The sequence below is a fragment of the Streptomyces sp. NPDC059224 genome, from assembly GCF_042754285.1.
Lineage (GTDB): Bacteria > Actinomycetota > Actinomycetes > Streptomycetales > Streptomycetaceae > Streptomyces.
On sequence record NZ_JBHZAN010000010.1, the window covers coordinates 205240 to 225878 of the forward strand.

The following is a 20639-nucleotide window of genomic DNA, read 5'->3' on the forward strand; positions in this document are numbered from 1 at the left end:
ACGAGGGGGCCTGGGGAGAATCTGGGGATGTCCGCCAGGGGTCTCCTTCGCCCACTCCCCCGGAAGGCTATCGACCGCCCTGCTCCTCTTCTTCCCCGCCTCCGGTTCTTCCCCGCCTCCCTTTCTTTGCCGTCTCCGGCATGAGGTGGGCGAGTGGTCGAGGGGTGATGGCCGGCGACGTGTGCCCCAGTCACCCGGCGAGTCCGGCTCGTGCAGGCCGAGGCCCCGGCCTGTCCGCGCACCCGCCGCCGGGGTTCCTGGATCCGCGGCCAGGCCGACTGGGCGGTGGGCCTGCGCTGGCCCTCGCGCCAGGACTCGGGCCTGCTCTCCGGCGAGGTGTGCGCCCTGTGCGAACCGGAGCACTGCCCCGCCCTGCTCCAGCCGTCCTCCCAGGCACCGCTGGAGCTGGACACCCGGCCGGCCGCGACTACGTGAACGACCTGCTCGCCCCGCTGCGCATCCGCGTCGAGCACCCCCGGCGGCGCGCGTCCTAGTCGTCCGAGTCGGGCTTGTTGCTCGCCGCGTACGCCTGGGCCGGTGTCATGGCGACCCCGTTGAGGCTGACCGTCCTGTAGGGGCTGACCTTGGCGCAGGTCTTGGAGTCGTCGGCGGTGGAGGCGTTGGCGTTGGAGACGGCGGCCTTGGTGTCGCCGGACTTGGCCGGGTAGCTGGTGCCGGTGGTCCAGTCGCTGCCGATGACCAGGGTCACGCCGGTGCCCGTGCCCTGCTTGACGTGCGAGGTGGGCACGTCCAGCGCCTTGGCGACGGTCTGTGCCGCGGCCTTGTCGCCGCTGCCGTAGGTCACGGTGGTCGTGGTCGCGGAGTCGGGCGCGTTGGCCGTGCTCGTACCGCTGTTGAAGCCCTGCGAGATCAGGGCGCCGGCGATCGCGGAGGCGCGGCCCGTGATGTCGGTGCCGTTCTCGACGGTCACGGCGATCTGGGCCGCGGGTACGGTCGCGGTGGTGGCCCTGGGCTTTCCGGTGGCGTCGGCCGCCGACGACTTCTTGCCGGAACCGGTGGTCAGCGACTGGTCGTTGGCCATCGTGGCGAACAGGTCCTTGGCGCCGTCGCCGACCACCACGCGGTTGCTGTTGTTCGGGTCCGGGGCGGTCTGCATGGTGGTGAAGGTCATCCGCTTGGTGGGGACCTTGTTCACGTCGGCCGCGAGCGATATCAGCTTCTTGACGCTGCCGAGGCCGTCGTCCACGGTGAGCGCCTTGGTGGCGGCGTCGGCGAGCTTGTAGACCGCGGTGGGGTCGGTGAGCGTTCCCGCGCTCTTGAAGTTGCGCATCATCGCGCTGAGGAAGATGTGCTGGGAGACGGTGCGGCCGAGGTCGCTGCCGTCTCCGAAGCCGTGCCGGGAGCGGACGAACTCCAGCGCGGCCTCGCCCTTGAGGGTGTGGGGGCCCTTGGACAGCTTGAGGTGCGAGTAGGTGTCGTACACGTTGGAGTTGACGCAGACGGAGACACCGCCGACCGCGTCGGACATCTTGACCACGCCCGAGAAGTCGAGCTTGACGAAGTGGTCGATGGTGATGCCGGTGAGCTGGTGGATGGTGTCGACCTGGCAGGCGGGCCCGTACTCCAGGGCGCTGTTGACCTGGCCGTAGTAGCCGGACGTGGACTGGCCGCTCGCCTTGTCCTTGCAGGCCGGCACGTTGACCATGGTGTCGCGGGGGATGCTCATGACCGTGGCGTTGGAGCGGTCCGCGGATATGTGGACGACCATCTCCACGTCCGCGTTGCCGTTGCCGGTCTGTACCCCGGTGGTCCTGCAGCCGCCGCCGAGCTTGCAGTCCTCGGAGCTGGTCCGGCCGTCCGAGCCGATCACCAGGATGTTGATCGGGGTCCGGCCGAACGCGTCGGCCTTCTCCGTGCCGCCCTTGCCGTCGAGGGAGACGCTGTTGATGTTGCCGTTCAGGTGCTGGTAGAACCACCAGCCCGCGCCGGCCGTGACCAGGACCAGGACGGCGGTGACCACGCCGAGGATCTTCAGCGCCCGCCTGCCGCGGCCGGTCGGCCTGGCCCGCCGGGCCCCTTTGCCGCCGCGGTTCCTGGCCGCCTGCCGGGCCGCGGCCCGGCCGCCGGTCGGGCGCGTCCCGTCAGGCAGTGCACCGCGCTGTCCGGGCACCCGGTCGGTGCGGCTCCGCGTGGCCTGCCCCCCCGGGCCGTCCCACGGGTCGGTCATCTTCCACTCCCATGAACGGGTGGGGCCCGCGACGGTCGGGCCGACCCGTACCCGGCGGTGTACGGGAAGGCGCGATGTGGGCCCACTTGGGTTGCGTGATTGCGCAATCTAACAAACCCATGGCCCGAGCAGCACAGATCCCGGCGGATTTCACAGGTGAGTGATCTCATGGAAACGCCCGGGAACCCTCGCGGAACCCGTGACGCGTCACAGGCGTCGGGACCGTACCCGCGCGCTCAGACCCCGGCCTCGCGCAACCGTCGCACCGGTGCCGGAACTTGGTACGTGCGGGCGGTCAGCTGTCCGACGGTCACCCGCACCACGGTCACGATGTCCGGATCGTCCACATAGTAGATCTGCCGGCGCCCCTCCCGGCGGGACCGGACCAGGCCGGCGAGCTTGAGCTTGGCCAGGTGCTGACTGACCGCGGGCAGGGCGCCTCCGACCCGGTCGGCGAGGCACGTCACGTCGCTCTCACCCTGGGACAGCGCCCACACGAGGTGCAGCCGGGCCGGCGAGGCGAGCAGCCCGAACACCGCGGCCGCCTCCGTCAGCACCCCGTCGGAGAGGTCCGTGACGCCGTCGAGGTCCTCGGTCACAGCCCGCTCCCTCCCTCGCCGTCGCCACACAGAAGTGCACTCAGTGTAGGCGCGCGGTCACGGCCGCCCGCACGACCTCCCCGGAATGTCCTCCACGTGTTCCCCGCATTGTCATGAGCGGGTGACAGATCTTCGACGGCTCGGCGTCAGGCGCTGCCGTCGGCCTCCGCCGTTCATAAGCTTGCGCAACAAGGCAACCGAGCAAGGCACCACCCCGCACCGGGAGGACGACGAACGTGGGCATCATCAGCTGGATCATCCTGGGCCTCCTCGCCGGAGCCATCGCCAAGGTCCTGCTGCCCGGCCGTGACCCGGGCGGCCTGATCGGCACCACCCTCATCGGCGTCGCGGGCGCCTTCGTCGGGGGCTGGCTCTCGGCCCGCTTCCTCGACCGCCCGGTGGAGAAGCAGTTCTTCGACCTCTACACCTGGGGCGCCGCGATCGCCGGCTCCCTGGTCCTCCTCATCGCCTACCGGCTGCTGTTCGGCAACTCGCGGGACCGCGCACGGCGGTGACCCCGGTCACCTTTGCGGGCCCGATGCAGTCACGACATTCCGGAAGTACGCGGACCGCGGCCACACGACATTCCGGATGTACGGGGACGGGCTCGCGAGCTCTGTCAACAGGGCGTAAGCGCCCCCCGCACAGTCAAGGCGCCGATTCCACTTCCACCCCACGGGGAGTCGTGTGACACTGGCGTCCCGTCCGCAGTGTGGACACCTCGGCACACCGTCCCCCACGAGAAGTGCGACTTGCGTTCTCTACCACTGCCACTCGCCCTCACCGCGCGCCTGACGCCGGTCGCCGTGCTCGCCTGTGCGGGCTGGGCGATGGCATCGGGTCCGGACAAGACGGCCGGCACCGCCTCCGGTGACACCTCGGCCCAGCAGACCGCCGGCCGGTCGACGAGCGAGGACCCGTCCTCGTCCGCCACGTCGACGGCGGCCGCCAAGACGTACGACGGTGCGCCCGCGCCCTGCGGGAGCATCCCCGCGGCAACCATCAAGTCGCTGGTGCCGGGCGCCAAGACGGCCGGCAAGGAGATCCCCTCCACGGACACCAAGCTGCGCCGCACCTGCTCCTGGAACGCGCTCAAGGGCTACGACTACCGCTGGCTCGACGTCTCCTTCGAGATCATGGACACGAACGCGGCGGCGGCGAAGGAGTACAAGGAGCGGGTCGCGGAGAAGAGCGGCGGCGGAGCCGTGCCGGGGCTCGGCGACAGCGGCTACTCGGTGGTGAACCTCACCACCGAGGACAAGCAGCAGACCCGTGAGGGCGTGGTGATGGCCCAGGTCTCCAACGCTCTGGTGGTCGTCACCTACAACGGCAGCGACTTCGAGAACAAGAAGGCGCCGGACACGGACGAGATCAACAAGGGCGCCATCAAGGCCGCGAAGAGCGCGGTGACCGCGCTGAAGGGCAGCCAGTGAGGCAGTACCGGCCGCCCTTCGCGCTCACGCCGCTCGGGGGGTGGGCCTGATCAGCAGCGACAGGCCCAGATACAGCACCAGCGACGTACCCAGACCGACCGCCCAGCCGTAGTCGGCGAGCGAGGACAGCGCCGGGATCGGGCGGCCGTCGATCAGCGGTTTGAAGCTGGCGCCGCCGATGGCGAGCACGCCTCCGACGAGGAAGGCGAGGACCGCCCGCCAGTTCCAGCCGCCGTCGTACCAGTAGCGGCCGCCCGTGCGGTACAGGTCGGTCAGGTCGAGGCGGGTGCGGCGCAGCAGCCAGTAGTCGGCGATGAGGATGCCGGCGACCGTGCCGAGCAGACCGCCGACCAGGCCGAGCCAGGTGAAGATGTAGCCCTGCGGGTCGGAGTACAGCTTCCAGGGGAAGATCACCACGGCGAGCACGCTGGTGATCAGGGCGCCGGTGCGGAAACTGATCTTCCGGGGCGCGACGTTGGAGAAGTCGAACGCCGGTGACACCAGGTTGGCCGCGATGTTCACGGACAGGGTCGCGACGAGGACGGTGACCAGGGCGTAGAGCAGCCCGACCACGTTGTCCGTCTTGGCGGCCAGCTGGACCGGGTCCCAGACCGGCTCGCCGTACACGGCCTGGGAGCCGGAGGTCACCAGGACCGACAGGAACGCGAACAGGGTCATGGTGGTCGGCAGGCCGAGGGCCTGGCCCCAGGTCTGCGCCTTCTGGCTCTTGCCGTACCGGGTGAAGTCGGGGATGTTCAGGCTCAGGGTGGACCAGAAACCGATCATGCCCATCAGCGAGGGCCAGAACAGCTTCCAGAAGTCGCCGCCCCAGCCGAGCTTGGAGGGCTGGTCGAAGAGCGGTCCGACGCCCCCGGCCTTGTTGCTCATCCAGATCAGCATCACCACCGCGCCGACGATCACGAAGGGCGCGGCCCAGTTCTCGAAGCGGCGGATGGTCTCCATGCCCCGGTAGATGATGGCGACCTGGAGCACCCAGAAGAGCGCGAACGACAGCCACATGGTCCAGGCGTGGCCGCCGATGTGCGAGGCGTTCGCCCAGCTGTCGCCGATGAGCTTGCCGGCCAGGAAGTAGATGGCCTCGCCGCCGATCCAGGTCTGGATGCCGAACCAGCCGCAGGCCACCAACGCCCGGACGACGGCGGGGAGGTTGGCTCCGCGCACGCCGAAGCTGGCCCGGGCGAAGACCGGGAAGGGGATGCCGTACTTCGGTCCGGCGTGCCCGGTGAGCAGCATCGGGACGAGGACGATCAGGTTGGCGAGGGCGATGGTGAACACGGCCTGTTTCCAGTCCATGCCCACCGCGATCAGCCCGGAGGCCAGGGTCCAGGACGCCGTGTTGTGGGCCATGCCGACCCAGAGTGCGGAGAAGTTGTACGTGGTCCAGGTGCGCTTTTCGACGGGGACCGGCAGCAGGTCCTGGTTGGCGTAGGGCCCGGCCGGCGGCGGGGAGCCCGGGGCGAGCTCTACGCGCCCGTCGGAGGTGGTTACTTGACCGGACGGCGGTATGGCCGTGGGAGCGGTGTCGGTCATGGCAGGCCAATCGGGAGGAGACGGGACGGGAGACAGGCCGTGCGGGCGGGGCGGGGGGTACGCGTGTGGGGTGCGCCCTGACCCCCTTCCCGGGACGGCGGGAAGGGGGAGACCAACTGCCAGGAATGGGCTAACCGTTGACGGCGGGGATGACCTTGCTCCCGTAGGCGTCGATGGTGGCCTCCTGCGCGTCGTGCATGTCGTAGACGGCGAACTGGTCGACGCCCAGTTCACGCAGTGCGTTCAGCTTCTCGATGTGCTTCTCGGGCGGTCCGATGACGCAGAACCGGTCGACGATCTCGTCGGGGACGAACTCGGTGTCGGGGTTGCCGCTGCGCCCGTGGTGCGAGTAGTCGTACCCCTGGCGTGACTTGATGTAGTCGGTGAGTTCCTCGGGGACCTGGGAGGAGTGTTCGCCGTACTTGGCGACCAGATCGGCGACGTGGTTGCCGACCATGCCGCCGAACCAGCGGCACTGGTCGCGGGCGTGTGCCAGGGCCTCGGGCGAGTCGTCCTCGGTGACGTAGGCGGGGGCGGCGACGCAGATCGTCACTTCGGACGGGTCGCGGCCGGCGGCGGCCGCCGCGTCCTTGACCGCCTTGACCATGTACTCGGTGAGGTAGAGGTCGGAGAGCTGGAGGATGAACCCGTCGGCCTCCTCACCGGTCATCTTCAGGGCCCTGGGCCCGTACGCGGCCATCCAGACCGGGAGCCGGGCGTCCGGCTTGATCCACGGGAACCTGATCGCCGTGCCGTCGCCCAGGTCGGCCTCGCCCCCGCTGCCGAGGGCGCGGATGACCTTCATGGCCTCGCTGATCCGGGCGAGGGTGTTGGGCTTGCGCCCGGCCACCCGCATCGCGGAGTCGCCGCGGCCGATGCCGCAGACCGTGCGGTTGCCGAACATGTCGTTGAGGGTGGCGAAGGTGGAGGCGGTGACCTCCCAGGTACGGGTGCCCGGGTTGGTGACCATCGGCCCGACCGTCAACTTCGTGGTGTTGGCCAGGATCTGACTGTAGATCACGAACGGTTCCTGCCACAGCACGGCGGAGTCGAAGGTCCAGCCGTACGAGAACCCGTTGCGTTCGGCCCGCTTCATCAGGCTGATGACACGGGAGGCCGGCGGATCGGTCTGCAGGACGAGTCCGAAGTCCATAAGCGCCACTCCTAGTTGAGGTACTGACAGGTGGAGCGCGGGGTGTAGACGCCGTGCCCGGCGTGTCCGGTGTACTCCCGCTCGGTGATGACGGGTTCGCCGCGCGAGAGGACCGTCTCGACCCGGCCGGTGAGCCGCCTGCCCTCGTACGCCGAGTAGTCGACGTTCATGTGGTGGGTCTCCGCGGAGACGATCTGCTCGGCGTGCGGGTCGTAGATGACGACGTCGGCGTCGGCACCCGGGGTGATGGTGCCCTTCTTGGGATACATCCCGAACATCCGGGCCGGAGCGGCGCAGGCGATCTCGATCCAGCGCCGGCGCGAGATGTGCCCGTCGACGACGGCCTGGTGGAGCAGGTCCATGCGGTTCTCGACACCGGGCAGGCCGTTGGGGATCTTCGAGAAGTCGCCCCGCCCCAGCTCCTTCTGGCCGACGAAGCAGAACGGGCAGTGGTCGGTGGAGACCACCTGGAGGTCATCGGTCCGAAGGCCCTGCCAGAGCTTGGCCTGGTGCTCCCTGGGCCGCAGCGGGGTCGAGCACACGTACTTCGAGCCCTCGAAGCCGGGCTCGGCGAGGTTGTCGGTCGACAGGAAAAGGTACTGCGGACAGGTCTCGCCGAAGACGGGCAGCCCCTCGTCACGCGCCCGTGCCAGCTCGGCCACCGCCTCCATCGCCGAGACGTGCACGACGTACAGGGGCGCACCCGCCACCTGCGCGAGCCGGATGGCGCGGTGGGTGGCCTCGGCTTCCAGCAGCGCCTTGCGCACCTCGCCGTGGTAGCGGGGGTCGGTCTCGCCGCGGGCCAGCGCCTGTTCCACCAGCACGTCGATGGCGATGCCGTTCTCGGCGTGCATCATGATCAGGCCGCCGTTCTCGGCGGAGCGCTGCATGGCGCGCAGGATCTGGCCGTCGTCGGAGTAGAAGACGCCGGGGTAGGCCATGAACTGCTTGAAGGAGGTCACCCCCTCCTCGACCAGCAGGTCCATCTCCTTGAGGGTCTCCTGGTTCACATCGGAGACGATCATGTGGAAGCCGTAGTCGATCGCGCAGTTGCCCTCGGCCTTGGCGTGCCAGGCGTCGAGCCCCTCGCGCAGACCGTGCCCGACGCTCTGCACGGCGAAGTCGACGATCGTGGTCGTACCGCCCCAGGCGGCGGCGCGGGTTCCGGTCTCGAAGGTGTCGGATGCGAAGGTGCCGCCGAACGGCAGTTCCATGTGGGTGTGGGCATCGACACCGCCCGGGATGACGTACTTGCCGGTGGCGTCGATGGTGCGCTCGGCGGTGAAGGTCTCGGCGACGGGGGTCGCGGAGGCGGCGAGGGCGGCGATACGGCCGTCCTCGATCAGGACGTCGGCGTGGATCTCGTCGGACGCGGTGATGACGAGTCCGCCCCGGATGACGGTACGGCTGCTCATTCTCCCTCTCCTGCCCTGCTCGGCTCTGGTGCGGTTACGGTGCGGTGATCGGGCCGTACGCGTCCGGGCGGCGGTCCCGGAAGAACTGCCAGCGGTCGCGGACCTCGCGCAGCTTGGCCAGGTCGAGGTCGCGGACGACGAGCTCGGTCTCCTTGTCGGAGGCCACCTCGCCCACGAACTGCCCCTCCGGGTCCACGAAGTACGAGGTCCCGTAGAAGTCGTTGTCGCCCAGGTCCTCGACACCTACCCGGTTGATCGCGCCGACGAAGTACTCGTTGGCCACGGCCGCCGCCGGCTGCTCCAACTGCCACAGGTAGCGGGAGAGTCCGCGCGAGGTGGCCGACGGGTTGAAGACGATCTCGGCGCCGCCGAGGCCCAGCGCCCGCCAGCCCTCCGGGAAGTGCCGGTCGTAGCAGATGTAGACGCCGATCTTCCCGACCGCGGTCTCGAAGACCGGCCAGCCCGCGTTCCCCGGACGGAAGTAGAACTTCTCCCAGAATCCGGGGACCTGGGGGATGTGGTGCTTGCGGTACTTGCCGAGGTAGGAACCGTCCGCGTCGATCACGGCCGCGGTGTTGTAGAGGACGCCGGGCTGCTCCTCCTCGTACACCGGCAGGATCAGGACGATGCCCAGCTCCCGCGCGAGGGCCTGGAAACGCTGGACGACCGGGCCGTTGGGTACCTGCTCGGCGTACTCGTAGAACGCTTTGTCCTGGACCTGGCAGAAGTAGGGTCCGTAGAACAGTTCCTGGAAGCACAGGACCTGGGCTCCCTGCGCGGCCGCGTCGCGGGCCGCCTGTTCGTGGACCTGGATCATCGACTCCTTGTCGCCGGTCCAGGCGGTCTGGAACAGGGCGGCACGAATCACTCGGCTCATCGGGACCTCCGGTCGCTCGGGCGTGTGTCGCTCGATGTGCGAGGAGCCTAGGAAGTCGGCGAGCGGGCTTTGAGTGGCAGCGTGTCACGTCTGCGGGCGCTCCGCGTGTCACGGTGTCACACGGTCGTCGGCTCATGTTTCACCGCCGTTTTCCCAGGTCGTCGCATATTTCACCCCTGTTGCGCGTCGTGTGCGAGGAGCGCGATGTGCACGGAGGCCGCCTGTTCGAAGTCGTCGAGGTCGACGCCGAGCCGGGCCTGTATGGCTTCCAGACGGCGGTACAGCGCGGGCCGCGAGACATGGTGCAGCTGGGCGGTGCGGGACTTGTTGCGCCCGGTGGCGAGGTAGGTCCGCAGGACGCCGAGCAGGTCCTGGTCGACGCCCTTTCCGCACAGCAGCCCGTCCAGCTCGCGCTCGGCGAAGGACTGTACGTGCGGGTCGTCGCGGAGCAGCCGGAGCAGACCCCGCAGGTGTACGTCCCTGAGCCGGACGACGGGTGGCAGGTCGAGGGCCGCCGTGGAGTCGGCCACGGCGTCGGCCACGTGCTGGGCCTCGCGCAGACCGGCGGGCACGTCGTCCCAGGCGGTACGCGGGCCGGCCGCGGCGACCACCACGTGCGGCTCCGCCGACTCGCCGTGCAGGCGGACGGCGAAGTGCGCGGCGAGGGCGTCGGCGTCCTGGTCCCGGGCCAGGCTGAGCAGGACGGCGGTGACCCGCTCGGTGAGCTCGGCGACGAGTCCGGGCAGCCCCAGCAGACGCAGGGTCCGCTCCAGTTGGGCCGGTTCGGCGTCCCGTACGACGACGGGGACGAAGGTCCTCCGGTTCACCGGCAGTCCGGCCGCCCGCGCCCTGGGCAGCAGCTGCCGGGCCGGTACGACCCCCGAGACCAGGTCCGTGAGCAGGCTCTGCGCGGACTGCTCCTCCCAGCTGTGGGCGGAGCCGCCGCCGAGCATGCGGTGCAGGACGAGGGCCTCGGCGCCGCGGTCGGCGAGCAGCCGCCCGGTGGCGGTGTCGCCGCGGTAGCCGCAGAGCATGATCTGCCCCCAGCGCTCACCGCGGCCGCCGAGTTCGGCGCGGATCCAGCCGCCGCCCTCGCCGCCGCCGGCCTGCCGGGAGATGCGCTCCCAGTCACGCAGCACGTCGTCCACGGCCGACCGCTCCCCCGCGGTGGCCAGAACCCGGTGGGCGAGGTTGGTGACGACGACCGGACAGGCGCTGTGCCCGGCGACCTCGTCGAGGAGGCTCTGCAGGGGGGCGCCGGCGGTGATGAGTCCGGTGAGCACGGTGCGGACCGACTCGGAGAGGCTGACGGCGGCGAACTTCCGCCGGACCAGCCGGGACTGGACCTCCTCGGTCAGCTCGGCGAAGGGGAACGGGCGGTGCAGGACCACCAGGGGGAGGCCGCAGCGGTCCGCCGCGCGGCGCATGGCCTCGGGTGGGGAGGGGAAGGCCCGGCCGAGGCCGAGGACGACCGCGGCGGCCTCGGCCCGGTGCAGGGACTGGATGTACTCGGCTTGTTTGTGCGCGTCGTCCGCCAGCAGGACACCGGTGGTGAGGACCATCTCGCCGCCGGTGAGCATGACGCCGACGTCGGGGGCCTCGGCGACGTGCACCCAGCGGACGGGACGGTCGAGGTGGGCGGCGCCGGCGACGACCTCGGGGTCACCGGCCAGGACCCGCTCCAGGGCCAGGACCTGACGGACCGACAGGGTGGGGGCGTGTGCGGTGTTCGGAGGATCCCAGGTGGCGGTCATCTCGCGTGTCCCTTGGTCCGGATCGGTGCGTTCGCAGCTGCGGGCCGGTGGGGGCCGGTCGCGCGGTTCCCCGCGCCTTGGGGGGCGCTGCCTGGGGCCCCGTCAGGGGCGCGGGGAACCGCGCGAGCGGCCACGACGGCGCCTCGGTCGGCACACGGCCTGCCGGGCACGCTTCCGGCCGACCGCTCAGTAGGCACTCCTCAGCGCCTGTTCGAGGATCGCGGCGCCTTCCTCCGCCTCCGCGACCGTCAGGGACAGCGGTGGCGCGATGCGCAGCGCGCTCGTGTTGTGGCCGCCGCCCTTGCCGATCAGGAGGCCGCCCTCACGCGCCGTCTCCAGGACCTTCGAGGCGGACTTGGGGTCGGCCTCGTCCGTGCCGGGCCTGACCAGTTCGACGCCGATCATCAGGCCACGGCCCCGGACCTCCCGTACGCCGGGCAGCTGGGCGGCGACGCAGCGGAGACGTTCGATGAGGAGGCCGCCCACCCGGCGGGCGTTGCCCTGGAGGTCGTGGTCCAGGAGGTACGACAGGTTGGCGAGGCCCGCCGCCATGGTGATCTGGGTGCCGCCGAACGTCGAGATGCTGTTGGAGTCGAGGCAGTTCATGATCTCGGAGCGGGCGATCACCCCGCCGATGGACATGCCGTTGCCGATGCCCTTGGCGAAGGTCACGATGTCCGGCGGGCCGCTCTGGCCGTGCGCCTGCCAGCCCCAGAAGTGCTCGCCGGTGCGGCCCCAGCCGGTCTGCACCTCGTCGGCGATCCAGAGGATGCCCTGCTCCTGGAGGACCTTGCGGAAGGCCGCGTACAGGCCGTCGGGCGGGGAGGTGAAGCCGCCGACGCCCTGGATGGGCTCGGCGATCAGCGCCGCCGGCGGCCGGGTGTGGCCGAGCAGGTCGCGCAGGTCCTCCACGCAGGCCGCGATGAAGTCACGGTCGTTCAGCTCGGCGTACGGGCCACGGGTGCGGACGCCGCCGTGGACGTACAGCGTCTGCAGCGGCGAGAGGGAGGTCGGGGACCAGCCCTTGTTGCCGGTGATGCCGACGGCGCTGAAGGAACGGCCGTGGTAGCTGTTGCGCATCGCCAGGATGGTGTTGGTCCGGCGGTAGGTCGTCGCGAGCAGCAGGGCGGTGTCGTTGGCCTCGGTGCCGGAGGTGGTGAAGAAGACCCGGGCGTCCGGGATGCCGCTCAGGTGGGCGACCCGCTCGGCCAGTTCGACCATCGGGCGGTTCAGGTAGAGCGTGGAGGAGTGGATGATCCGCCCGGCCTGCTCGCTCACCGCCTTCGTCACCTCGGGGAGGGCGTGCGCGGTCATCGTGGTGAGGATGCCGCCGAAGAAGTCGAGGTAGCGGTTGCCGTCGGCGTCCCAGACGTGCCGGCCCTCGCCGTGGGTGATCTCCAGCGGTTCGTCGTAGTAGAGGGCCAGCCAGTCGGGCAGGACCTGGCGGTGGCGGGCGAAGAGGTCGTTCACGGCTGTACCAGCCCTTCGTAGGCGTCGGGACGGCGGTCGCGGTAGAAGGCCCACTGCTGCCGCACTTCGTCGATCAGGCCGAAGTCGAGGTCGCGGACGACGAGTTCCTCGTCCTTGTCGCCGGCGACCTCCCCCACGAACTGCCCACGTGGATCGACGAAATAGCTCGTGCCGTAGAAGTCGTTGTCCCCGTACTCCTCCTGGCCGACCCGGTTGATGGCGGCGACGAAGTACTCGTTGGCGACGGCTGCCGCGGGCTGCTCCAGCTGCCAGAGGTAGGCCGACAGGCCGCGCGAGGTGGCCGACGGGTTGTACACCAGCTGGGCGCCGTTGAGGCCGAGTTGCCGCCAGCCCTCCGGGAAGTGGCGGTCGTAGCAGATGTACACGCCGATCTTGCCGACGGCGGTGTCGAAGACCGGCCAGCCGGCGTTCCCGGGCTTGAAGTAGTACTTCTCCCAGAAGCCCTTGACCTGAGGGATGTGGTGCTTGCGGTACTTGCCGAGGACGCTGCCGTCGGCGTCGATCACGACCGCGGTGTTGTAGTAGAACCCGGACTGCTCGACCTCGAAGACCGGGACGACGATCACCATGCCGGTCTCGCGGGCCAGCTCCTGCATACGACGGACCGTGGGGCCGTCGGGGACCGGCTCGGCCCAGCGGTAGTGCTCGGGTTCCTGGACCTGGCAGAAGTAGGGGGCGTTGAAGACTTCCTGGAATCCGATGATCTTCGCACCCTGCCGGGCCGCCTCGCGGGCGTGCGCCTCGTGTTTCGCCACCATGGACTCGGTGTCGCCCGTCCAGGTGGCCTGGACCAGAGCGGCGCGTACGACGTTGGCCATGAGCTGCTCCTTCTACGCCCGTAGAGGGTCGAAAGTAGGCGTCCTCGGAGTCCTTGCCAAGACCATCGTCGTTAAGCCGCCGAGTCGATCTCGTTTCTTACCCCGGTGGACGAGTCGGAGGGCTCCGCCGTCGCTTCGGCCGCCTGCCGGGTGCCGGTGCGGGGGGCTGGTCGCGCGGTTTCCCGCGCCCTGGAAGAGCGCGGGAACCGAGGCCGGTCAGGCTGCGAGGCCCGCGACGCGCAGGGCGTGGAGCACGTCCCAGTAGCAGCGGTCCGAGAACGACCGCGCCGAGCGGAGAAGCAGTGGCGCCAGGCGGTGCGGGTCCGGCTCCGCGCTGTGCGCCGCCTCCTCCGGCGGGCGGACCTGGACGTAGGTGTCCAGCAGGGCCCGGACCTCCCGGTGCCGGCCCGCCGTGTCCAGCACGAGGACGGCCTCGCCGATCTCCGCGGCGGGCCGGACCACGCCCTGGCGGAGGATCTGCCGGCCGTCGGCGGTCCGGCCCGCGGCGGTCAGCGCGTCGGCGGCTGCCACCAGCCGGGCGGGCGGCAGCGAGGCCGTCTCCCACAGCAGCGTGGCCCAGTCGGCGCCGAGCCCGGCCCGCTGGAGGGCGTCCGCGAGCAGCGGGAAGCGGGCGGCGGGCCACTGCGCGGCCTCGGCCAGCAGCGCGTGCGCCTCTCCGGTGCGGCTCTCGGACCGCAGCCGTTCCAGTCGCGCCACGGCCCCCGCCACGGCCTGTGCCGCCTCCTCGTCGGCCTGCTCCGCGACCGGCTCCGGCCGCGCCGGCGCCTCGGCGGCCCCGGCGAACCGGGCTCCGCGCGGGGTGCGGCGGCCGTCGGGAGCCACGGGCACGGGCACCGCCGGCGTCTGCGGTACGGCGCCGGGCGGGACTTCGTCCTCCGCCATCCCGGCGAACCGGGCACTGCCCCGCCGCCGCTTGCGCGGTCTGGCGGGGGCGGGGTCCGGGCCGGGAGCGGAGGCCGGGACTTCGGACGGCTCCGGGGCGGCCGGCGCCGTGGCGGTGCCGGCCGCGGTGGCGCGGGCGGTCGCCCGCGGTTCGGCGGCCGGGTCGTCGGGCGGCGCTGCCGGCTCGTACCGTCGCTCCAGCCGGCCTATCCGGTGCCGGAGTTCGACACACCGGGCGGAGGCCCGTTCGTGGTCGTCGCGGGCCCAGGCCAGGTCGACGTCGAGGGACTCGGCCTCCTCGCGGGAGTGCGCGGAGGTGTACGCGCGGCCGACCTGGGCCAGCCGTTCGGCGGCGTAACGCTGCTCGCGGAGCATGACGTCGAGGCGGTCGACCAGATCCTCCCGGGCGCCCGGCCGGGCGTCGCAGGCGGCGAGGGCGCCGGCGTGCAGCTGCCGGGCCTGTTCCGCGGCGCGGGCGGCCGCCTCGGGACCGTAGGCGGTCGCGAGGTCCTGGAGAAGCGCGGCCACCACGTCCCAGGGCGGAACCTCCCGTGCGCCGAGGCAGGCCCGCATACCGTCGGGATCGCGCTGCCAGAACACCGCGCACCAGCCGCCGCCCTGGTCCAGGCGTGCCAGCAGACCGTTGAGGTAGTTTGCGAACTCCCGCATTCCTCCCGGGAGTTGATCCACAGTCATCGCTCGACTCCCGCCCGACCGGAACACTCCGGCTTCGTAGGCAACACCAGTCGTGTTACGGGGCTGCTACGGGGAGTTTTCAGCGGGCGCGCGGAGTCCTCATTGCGGGATCTTGACCGATGCGCGTCACACCGGGACCAGGGCGCAGCGGATCACCAGTTCGTCCATCGACAGGCCGAGCGCACGGGCGAGCGCGGCGACGGTGAAGAAAGCGGGGGTCGGCGCCCGGCCGGTCTCGATCTTGCGGAGCGTCTCGGCCGAGATGCCGGCCTCGGCCGCCACCTCGGTCATGCTCCGGTCACCGCGCGCCTCGCGCAGCATCTGCCCGAGACGCTCGCCGCGTTCGCGCTCTTCCGGGGTGAGGGGGGTGCGCACCATGCCCCCATCCTAAGCCGTGATTCTTAGCCGGTCGAGAAAGCCGGTATAGTAATTGGCATGGTGGAACTGAAGACAGACGTATCGATCGAGGCGATGTACGGCGCGGGCCAGGTCCTCGGGCAGGCCCTGACGGCCGTACGGGAGGCCGCCGGTGTCGGCGTCTCCCTCCTCGAGCTGGACGAGGTGGCGCGCGGGGTGCTGCGCGCGGCCGGGGCCTCCTCCCCCTTCCTCGGGTACCGGCCCTCGTTCGCGGCCACCCCGTTCCCCGCCGTCATCTGCGCCTCGGTCAACGACGCGATCGTGCACGGCATCCCGACCTCCTACCGGCTGCGCGACGGCGACCTGGTCTCCATCGACTGCGGGGCGGAGCTCGACGGCTGGGTCGGCGACTCGGCGATCAGCTTCACGGTCGGCAAGGCGCGCCCGGCGGACGTACGGCTGGTCGAAACGGCAGAGCGGGCCCTGGCGGCGGGCATCGCGGCGGCGGTCGTCGGCAACCGCATCGGTGACATCGCGCACGCCGTCGGCCGGGTCTGCCGCGAGGCCGGCTACGGCATCCCGCAGGGCTTCGGCGGGCACGGCATCGGCCGCCGGATGCACGAGGACCCGGAGGTGCCCAACGAGGGCCGTCCCGGCCGCGGCCTGCCGCTCCGGCACGGCATGGCCCTCGCGATCGAGCCCATGCTGATCGCCGGTGGCCGGGACGGCTACCACGAGGCTCCGGACGGCTGGACCCTGCGCACGAACGACGGATCCCGCGCGGCGCACGTGGAGCACACGGTGGCGATCACGGAGGCGGGGCCGCGGATCCTCACGGAGCGGAGTCCGGAGAACTGAGAGCCGGCGAAGTGCTGGACATGCCCCCTTCGGGCAGGCGTGCGAAGGTGGTGTGACCGGGTCCTCCCGGGGGCACCCGCGCGGACCGGCACGTCGACCAGCGAGCGCGTCCCGCCAGGTGCCGGGACGCCGGAACGGAACGAACGCTCATGAGCAGCGGTTACCCCGGACCGAACGACTTCGGACAGGATCCTTTCGGAGAGTTCCTCGCCCGCTTCTTCGGCGGCGGCGGGGAGCGCCAGGGCCCCCGTCAGGTCGATATCGGCAGACTGCTCAGCCAGCCCGCCCGGGAACTGGTCCGGGGCGCCGCCCAGTACGCCGCCGAACACGGCAGCCGGGACCTCGACACCGAACATCTGCTGCGCGCGGCGCTGACCGCGGAGCCGACCCGCTCCCTGCTCAGCAGGTCCGGCGCGGATCCCGACTCGCTGGCCACGGAGATCGACGGCCGCGCCGGACCGGTCCAGCACCCGCCCGGCGAGGCGCCCCCGCCGACCTCGCTGTCCCTGACCCCTGCCGTGAAGCGCGCCCTGCTGGACGCCCACGATCTGGCCCGGGCCGGGGGCGCCGGATACATCGGCCCCGAACACGTCCTGGGCGCGCTGGCCGCCAACCCGGACTCGGCCGCCGGACACATCCTGAACGCGGCCCGGTTCGCCGCGAGTCTGCCGGCCGACGTCCCGGACACCGACCGCGTCCTCACCGGTACGGACAGCCGCCGTCATACCGGCACGCCCACACTGGACAAGTACGGCCGCGATCTCACCGAGCTGGCCGGGGAGGGCCGGATCGACCCGGTCATCGGCCGCGACGACGAGATCGAGCAGACCATCGAGGTGCTCTCCCGGCGCGGCAAGAACAACCCCGTGCTGATCGGCGACGCCGGTGTCGGCAAGACCGCGATCGTCGAGGGCCTGGCCCAGCGGATCGCCGACCAGGACGTGCCGGACATCCTCTCCGGGCGCCGGGTGATCGCCCTCGACCTGCCCGGCGTGGTCGCGGGCACCCGCTTCCGGGGTGACTTCGAGGAACGCCTGACCACCATCGTGAAGGAGATCCGCGCCCACTCCGAGCAACTGATCGTCTTTCTCGACGAACTGCACACCGTGGTCGGCGCCGGAGGCGGCGGCGAGGGCGGCTCGATGGACGCGGGCAACATCCTCAAGCCGGCACTGGCCCGGGGCGAGCTGCACATCGTGGGCGCGACCACGCTGGAGGAGTTCCGCAAGATCGAGAAGGACGCGGCACTGGCCCGCCGGTTCCAGCCGATCCTGGTTCCCGAGCCCACTGTCCCGGACACCATCGAGATCCTGCGCGGCCTGCGCGACCGCTACGAGGCCCACCACCAGGTCCGCTACACCGACGAGGCGCTGGTCGCGGCCGTGGAACTGTCCGACCGCTACCTCACCGACCGCAGGCTGCCGGACAAGGCGATCGACCTGATCGACCAGGCCGGCGCCCGCGTCCGGCTCGGCTCCCGGGCCAAGGGCAGCGACGTACGGGCCATGGAGCGCGAGATCGAGCAGCTCACCCGGGACAAGGACCAGGCGGTCGCCGACGAGCAGTACGAGCACGCGACCCAGCTCCGCGACCGCGTCGTGGAGTTGAGGACGCGCATCACCGAGGTCTCCGGCGAGGACCTGGCGGACGAGGGGATGAGCCTGGAGGTGACGGCCGAGGCGATCGCCGAGGTGGTGTCCCGCCAGACCGGCATCCCGGTCAGCAGCCTCACCCAGGAGGAGAAGGAACGGCTGCTCGGCCTGGAGGCTCATCTGCACCAGCGGGTCGTCGGCCAGGACGAGGCGGTCGCCGTCGTCTCCGAGGCGGTGCTCCGCTCCCGCGCCGGGCTCTCCAGCGCGGACCGCCCGATCGGCAGCTTCCTCTTCCTCGGCCCGACCGGTGTCGGCAAGACCGAACTGGCCCGCGCCCTCGCGGAGGTCCTGTTCGGCAGCGAGGACCGGATGGTGCGCCTGGACATGAGCGAGTACCAGGAGCGCCACACCGTCTCCCGCCTGGTCGGGGCCCCGCCCGGCTACATCGGTCACGAGGAGGCCGGGCAGCTCACCGAGGTGGTGCGCCGCCACCCCTACTCGCTCCTGCTCCTCGACGAGGTGGAGAAGGCCCATCCGGACGTCTTCAACATCCTGCTCCAGGTCCTGGACGACGGCCGACTGACCGACTCCCAGGGCCGCACGGTGGACTTCACCAACACGGTCATCGTGATGACGAGCAATCTGGGCTCGGACGTGATCACCAGGCGGGGCGCAAGTGTCGGCTTCGGCCCCAGCGGGGAGGAGGCGACGCAGGAGGCCCGCAGGGAACAGGTCCTGCGCCCGCTCCGGGACCACTTCCGCCCGGAGTTCCTGAACCGCATCGACGAGATCGTCGTCTTCCGCCAGCTCACCGGCGACCAGCTGCACCAGATCACCGAGCTGCTCCTGGAGCACACCCGCCGCATGCTGCACGCCCAGGGCATCACGGCCCACTTCACGGACGCGGCGGTCGACTGGCTGGCAGAACACGGCTATCAGCCGGAGTACGGCGCACGACCGCTGCGGCGGACCATCCAGCGGGAAGTCGACAACCAGCTCTCCCGGCTGCTGCTGGACGGCACGGTCACGGAGGGCGGCACGGTGACGGTGGACGTCACGGACGGCCGCCTGGAGTTCCGCCCGGAAAATGCGCCCCTCTAGGAGCGGGGGCTGGTCGTGCCCCCCGCTCCGCGACCGCGCTACCGCCGAGCCGGGTCCACCACTTGGGCGGCTCCCCCGCCCCGCCGCACCGTCTCCGCCGCCGCCAGCCACTTCCCGCCCGGCAGCCGCTGCACCCCGGTAGCCGCACCGATCTCGGGATTCAGCGAGAACGAATGCCCGATGGCCTCCAACTTGCCCCGCAACACGGGGTCGTTGTACAGCACGGGCTCCAACTCGGTCTTCGCCGCGTTGCGCTGCGACGCCCGGGGCGCGGCGATCGCGTCCACCAACGGCAGATGCCGGTCGAGGAACTCGGTCAGCACCTGGAGCACGGTGGTGATGATGGTCGCCCCACCGGGCGAACCGACCGCCACCACGGGCCTGTCGGCCTTGTCGAGCACGATCGTCGGTGAGATGGAGGAGCGCGGCCGCTTCCCCGGCCCGGGCAGGTTCGGGTCGTGCACCGCGGGGTTCGCCGGCGTGAACGAGAAGTCGGTCAGCTCGTTGTTGAGCAGGAACCCCCGCCCGGGAACCGTGATCGCGCTGCCGCCGGTCTGCTCGATGGTCAGCGTGTAGGAGACGACGTTCCCCCACTTGTCGGCGACCGTGAGGTGCGTGGTGTTCTCGCCCTCGTACGTGGTCGGCGCCGGCGTACCGGCCGAGCCGGGGTTTTCGGGGTCGCCCGGTGCGACCGGGCTGGCCAGCACCGCGTCGTCACTGATCAGCTTCGCGCGCTCGTCGGCGTACCGCTGGGACAGCAGTCCCTTCGTCGGCACGTCCTCGAACGCGGGGTCGCCGACCCACCTGCCGCGGTCCGCGAACGAGATCCGGCTCGCCTCGATGAAGTGGTGCAGGTACTGCACCTCGCTCGCCTTCGAGAGGTCGCTGTTCTCCAGGATGTTGAGGGCTTCCCCGACGGTCGTCCCGCCGGACGAGGACGGCGCGATCGAGTACACCTTCAGCCCGCGGTACGACGTCTCGGTGGGCGCCTGCGCCTTGGCCCGGTACGCGGCCAGATCCTTCGCCGACAGCTTGCCCGCCCGGGCGTTCCACCCCGAACCGGGGTCCACCGGAGGCTTGTTGACCGTCGAGATGATGTCCTTGCCGAGGTCTCCGCGGTAGATCGCCGCGACCCCCTTGCGTCCCAGCTCCTGATAGGTCCGGGCCAGGTCGGGGTTCTTGAAGGTGGAGCCGACCGCCGGCAGCTGCCCGCCCGGCAGGAACAGCTCGGCCGTGTCCGGGAAGTACCGGAAGCGCGTCTCGTTGGACGCGGTCTGCGACCGGAACGTGTCGTCGACGACGAAACCGTCGCGTGCGATCCGCTCGGCCGGCCTGAGCACGGTGCCGAGCCGTTCGGTCCCCCACCGGTCGAGCGCGGTCTGCCAGGTGGCCGGCGTCCCCGGGGTGCCGACGCTGAGCCCGCTGCTGACGGCGTCCGCGAAGGAGAGGGGCTTGCCGTTCTCCGTGAAGAGGCCGGAGTCGGCGGTCAGCGGCGCGGTCTCGCGGCCGTCGATGGTGTGCACCTGGCGGGACTTGGCGTCGTAGTAGACGAAATAGCCGCCACCGCCGACGCCGGAGGAGTAGGGCTCGGTGACCCCGAGCGCGGCGGCGGTCGCCACGGCCGCGTCGACCGCGTTGCCGCCCTTGCGGAGTACCTCGACACCGGCGGCGGTGGCGTCCGCGTCCACGCTGGAGACCGCGCCGCCGTAGCCGACGGCCACCGGTGACTTCGCGACGCCCGCGCCGCCGGACGCGGGGGGTGCCGCGGCCCCCACCGAGACCACGACGGCCGAGACCGCCAGAACGGTCAGTTTCCGCGTGACAGGGCGACGCATCCGCACCTCCAGTTCCGG

The 20639-nt window shown here is 71.0% G+C and carries 17 protein-coding genes; 5 read left to right on the top strand and 12 right to left on the bottom strand.

Features of this window, described 5'->3' with window-relative positions; translation table 11 throughout:
* The first annotated feature begins 210 nt into the window (after window positions 1-210).
* The gene (locus ACFXI4_RS13175) at window positions 211-435 is read left to right on the top strand and encodes a hypothetical protein (protein ID WP_384990012.1); all 225 of its coding nucleotides are present in this window, start codon (window positions 211-213) and stop codon (window positions 433-435) included.
* A 55-nt stretch (window positions 436-490) separates the two neighbouring features.
* Here the strand turns inward: ACFXI4_RS13175 and ACFXI4_RS13180 are convergent, their stop codons facing one another.
* Complete coding sequence (locus ACFXI4_RS13180) at window positions 491-2188, bottom strand: LCP family protein (protein WP_384990014.1); 1698 nt, start codon at window positions 2186-2188, stop codon at window positions 491-493.
* Between the two features lie 236 nt (window positions 2189-2424).
* Window positions 2425-2787: an ArsR/SmtB family transcription factor gene (locus tag ACFXI4_RS13185; RefSeq protein WP_384990016.1), complete on the bottom strand. Its 363-nt coding sequence runs from the start codon at window positions 2785-2787 to the stop codon at window positions 2425-2427.
* A gap of 236 nt (window positions 2788-3023) precedes the next feature.
* Here ACFXI4_RS13185 and ACFXI4_RS13190 point away from each other — a divergent pair, with 236 nt between their 5' ends.
* Together ACFXI4_RS13190 and ACFXI4_RS13195 are read left to right on the top strand one after the other, a co-directional pair.
* Window positions 3024-3302, top strand: a complete 279-nt coding sequence (locus tag ACFXI4_RS13190; protein WP_384990017.1) for a GlsB/YeaQ/YmgE family stress response membrane protein — start codon at window positions 3024-3026, stop codon at window positions 3300-3302.
* A gap of 237 nt (window positions 3303-3539) precedes the next feature.
* Entirely contained in the window at window positions 3540-4220 is a 681-nt protein-coding gene (locus ACFXI4_RS13195; RefSeq protein WP_384990018.1) for a hypothetical protein, read from the top strand.
* Between the two features lie 24 nt (window positions 4221-4244).
* On the opposite strand, the gene ACFXI4_RS13200 is transcribed toward ACFXI4_RS13195, so the two are convergent.
* The 9 genes from ACFXI4_RS13200 to ACFXI4_RS13240 all read right to left on the bottom strand — a co-directional run bounded on the left by ACFXI4_RS13200 (window position 4245) and on the right by ACFXI4_RS13240 (window position 15256).
* Entirely contained in the window at window positions 4245-5771 is a 1527-nt protein-coding gene (locus ACFXI4_RS13200) for an NCS1 family nucleobase:cation symporter-1 (RefSeq protein WP_384990020.1), read from the bottom strand.
* Window positions 5772-5901: 130 nt separating this feature from the next.
* Window positions 5902-6924, bottom strand: a complete 1023-nt coding sequence (locus tag ACFXI4_RS13205) for a TIGR03842 family LLM class F420-dependent oxidoreductase (RefSeq protein ID WP_384990021.1) — start codon at window positions 6922-6924, stop codon at window positions 5902-5904.
* An 11-nt stretch (window positions 6925-6935) separates the two neighbouring features.
* A complete protein-coding gene (gene hydA, locus ACFXI4_RS13210; RefSeq protein ID WP_362718363.1) occupies window positions 6936-8339 on the bottom strand; it encodes a dihydropyrimidinase in 1404 nt (467 codons plus the stop codon).
* A gap of 34 nt (window positions 8340-8373) precedes the next feature.
* Window positions 8374-9216: a nitrilase-related carbon-nitrogen hydrolase gene (locus ACFXI4_RS13215; RefSeq protein WP_384990022.1), complete on the bottom strand. Its 843-nt coding sequence runs from the start codon at window positions 9214-9216 to the stop codon at window positions 8374-8376.
* A 170-nt stretch (window positions 9217-9386) separates the two neighbouring features.
* Window positions 9387-10970, bottom strand: a complete 1584-nt coding sequence (locus tag ACFXI4_RS13220) for a PucR family transcriptional regulator (RefSeq protein ID WP_384990024.1) — start codon at window positions 10968-10970, stop codon at window positions 9387-9389.
* Between the two features lie 186 nt (window positions 10971-11156).
* Window positions 11157-12440, bottom strand: coding sequence for an aspartate aminotransferase family protein (locus ACFXI4_RS13225; RefSeq protein WP_362728930.1), 1284 nt, complete (start codon window positions 12438-12440; stop codon window positions 11157-11159).
* The gene (locus ACFXI4_RS13230) at window positions 12437-13279 is read right to left on the bottom strand and encodes a nitrilase-related carbon-nitrogen hydrolase (RefSeq protein ID WP_362728928.1); all 843 of its coding nucleotides are present in this window, start codon (window positions 13277-13279) and stop codon (window positions 12437-12439) included. The genes ACFXI4_RS13225 and ACFXI4_RS13230 overlap by 4 nt, the downstream gene beginning before the upstream one ends.
* A gap of 216 nt (window positions 13280-13495) precedes the next feature.
* Window positions 13496-14878, bottom strand: coding sequence for a hypothetical protein (locus ACFXI4_RS13235; RefSeq protein WP_384990026.1), 1383 nt, complete (start codon window positions 14876-14878; stop codon window positions 13496-13498).
* Window positions 14879-15004: 126 nt separating this feature from the next.
* Complete coding sequence (locus ACFXI4_RS13240; RefSeq protein ID WP_362732273.1) at window positions 15005-15256, bottom strand: helix-turn-helix transcriptional regulator; 252 nt, start codon at window positions 15254-15256, stop codon at window positions 15005-15007.
* Between the two features lie 57 nt (window positions 15257-15313).
* Between ACFXI4_RS13240 and map the strand changes: the two genes are divergently transcribed.
* Window positions 15314-16093, top strand: coding sequence for a type I methionyl aminopeptidase (gene map, locus ACFXI4_RS13245; RefSeq protein WP_362732275.1), 780 nt, complete (start codon window positions 15314-15316; stop codon window positions 16091-16093).
* A gap of 149 nt (window positions 16094-16242) precedes the next feature.
* A complete protein-coding gene (locus ACFXI4_RS13250; protein WP_384990027.1) occupies window positions 16243-18786 on the top strand; it encodes an ATP-dependent Clp protease ATP-binding subunit in 2544 nt (847 codons plus the stop codon).
* Between the two features lie 38 nt (window positions 18787-18824).
* Here ACFXI4_RS13250 and ggt read toward each other — a convergent pair whose 3' ends face one another.
* A complete protein-coding gene (ggt, locus tag ACFXI4_RS13255; protein ID WP_384990029.1) occupies window positions 18825-20621 on the bottom strand; it encodes a gamma-glutamyltransferase in 1797 nt (598 codons plus the stop codon).
* Window positions 20622-20639 lie beyond the last annotated feature (18 nt).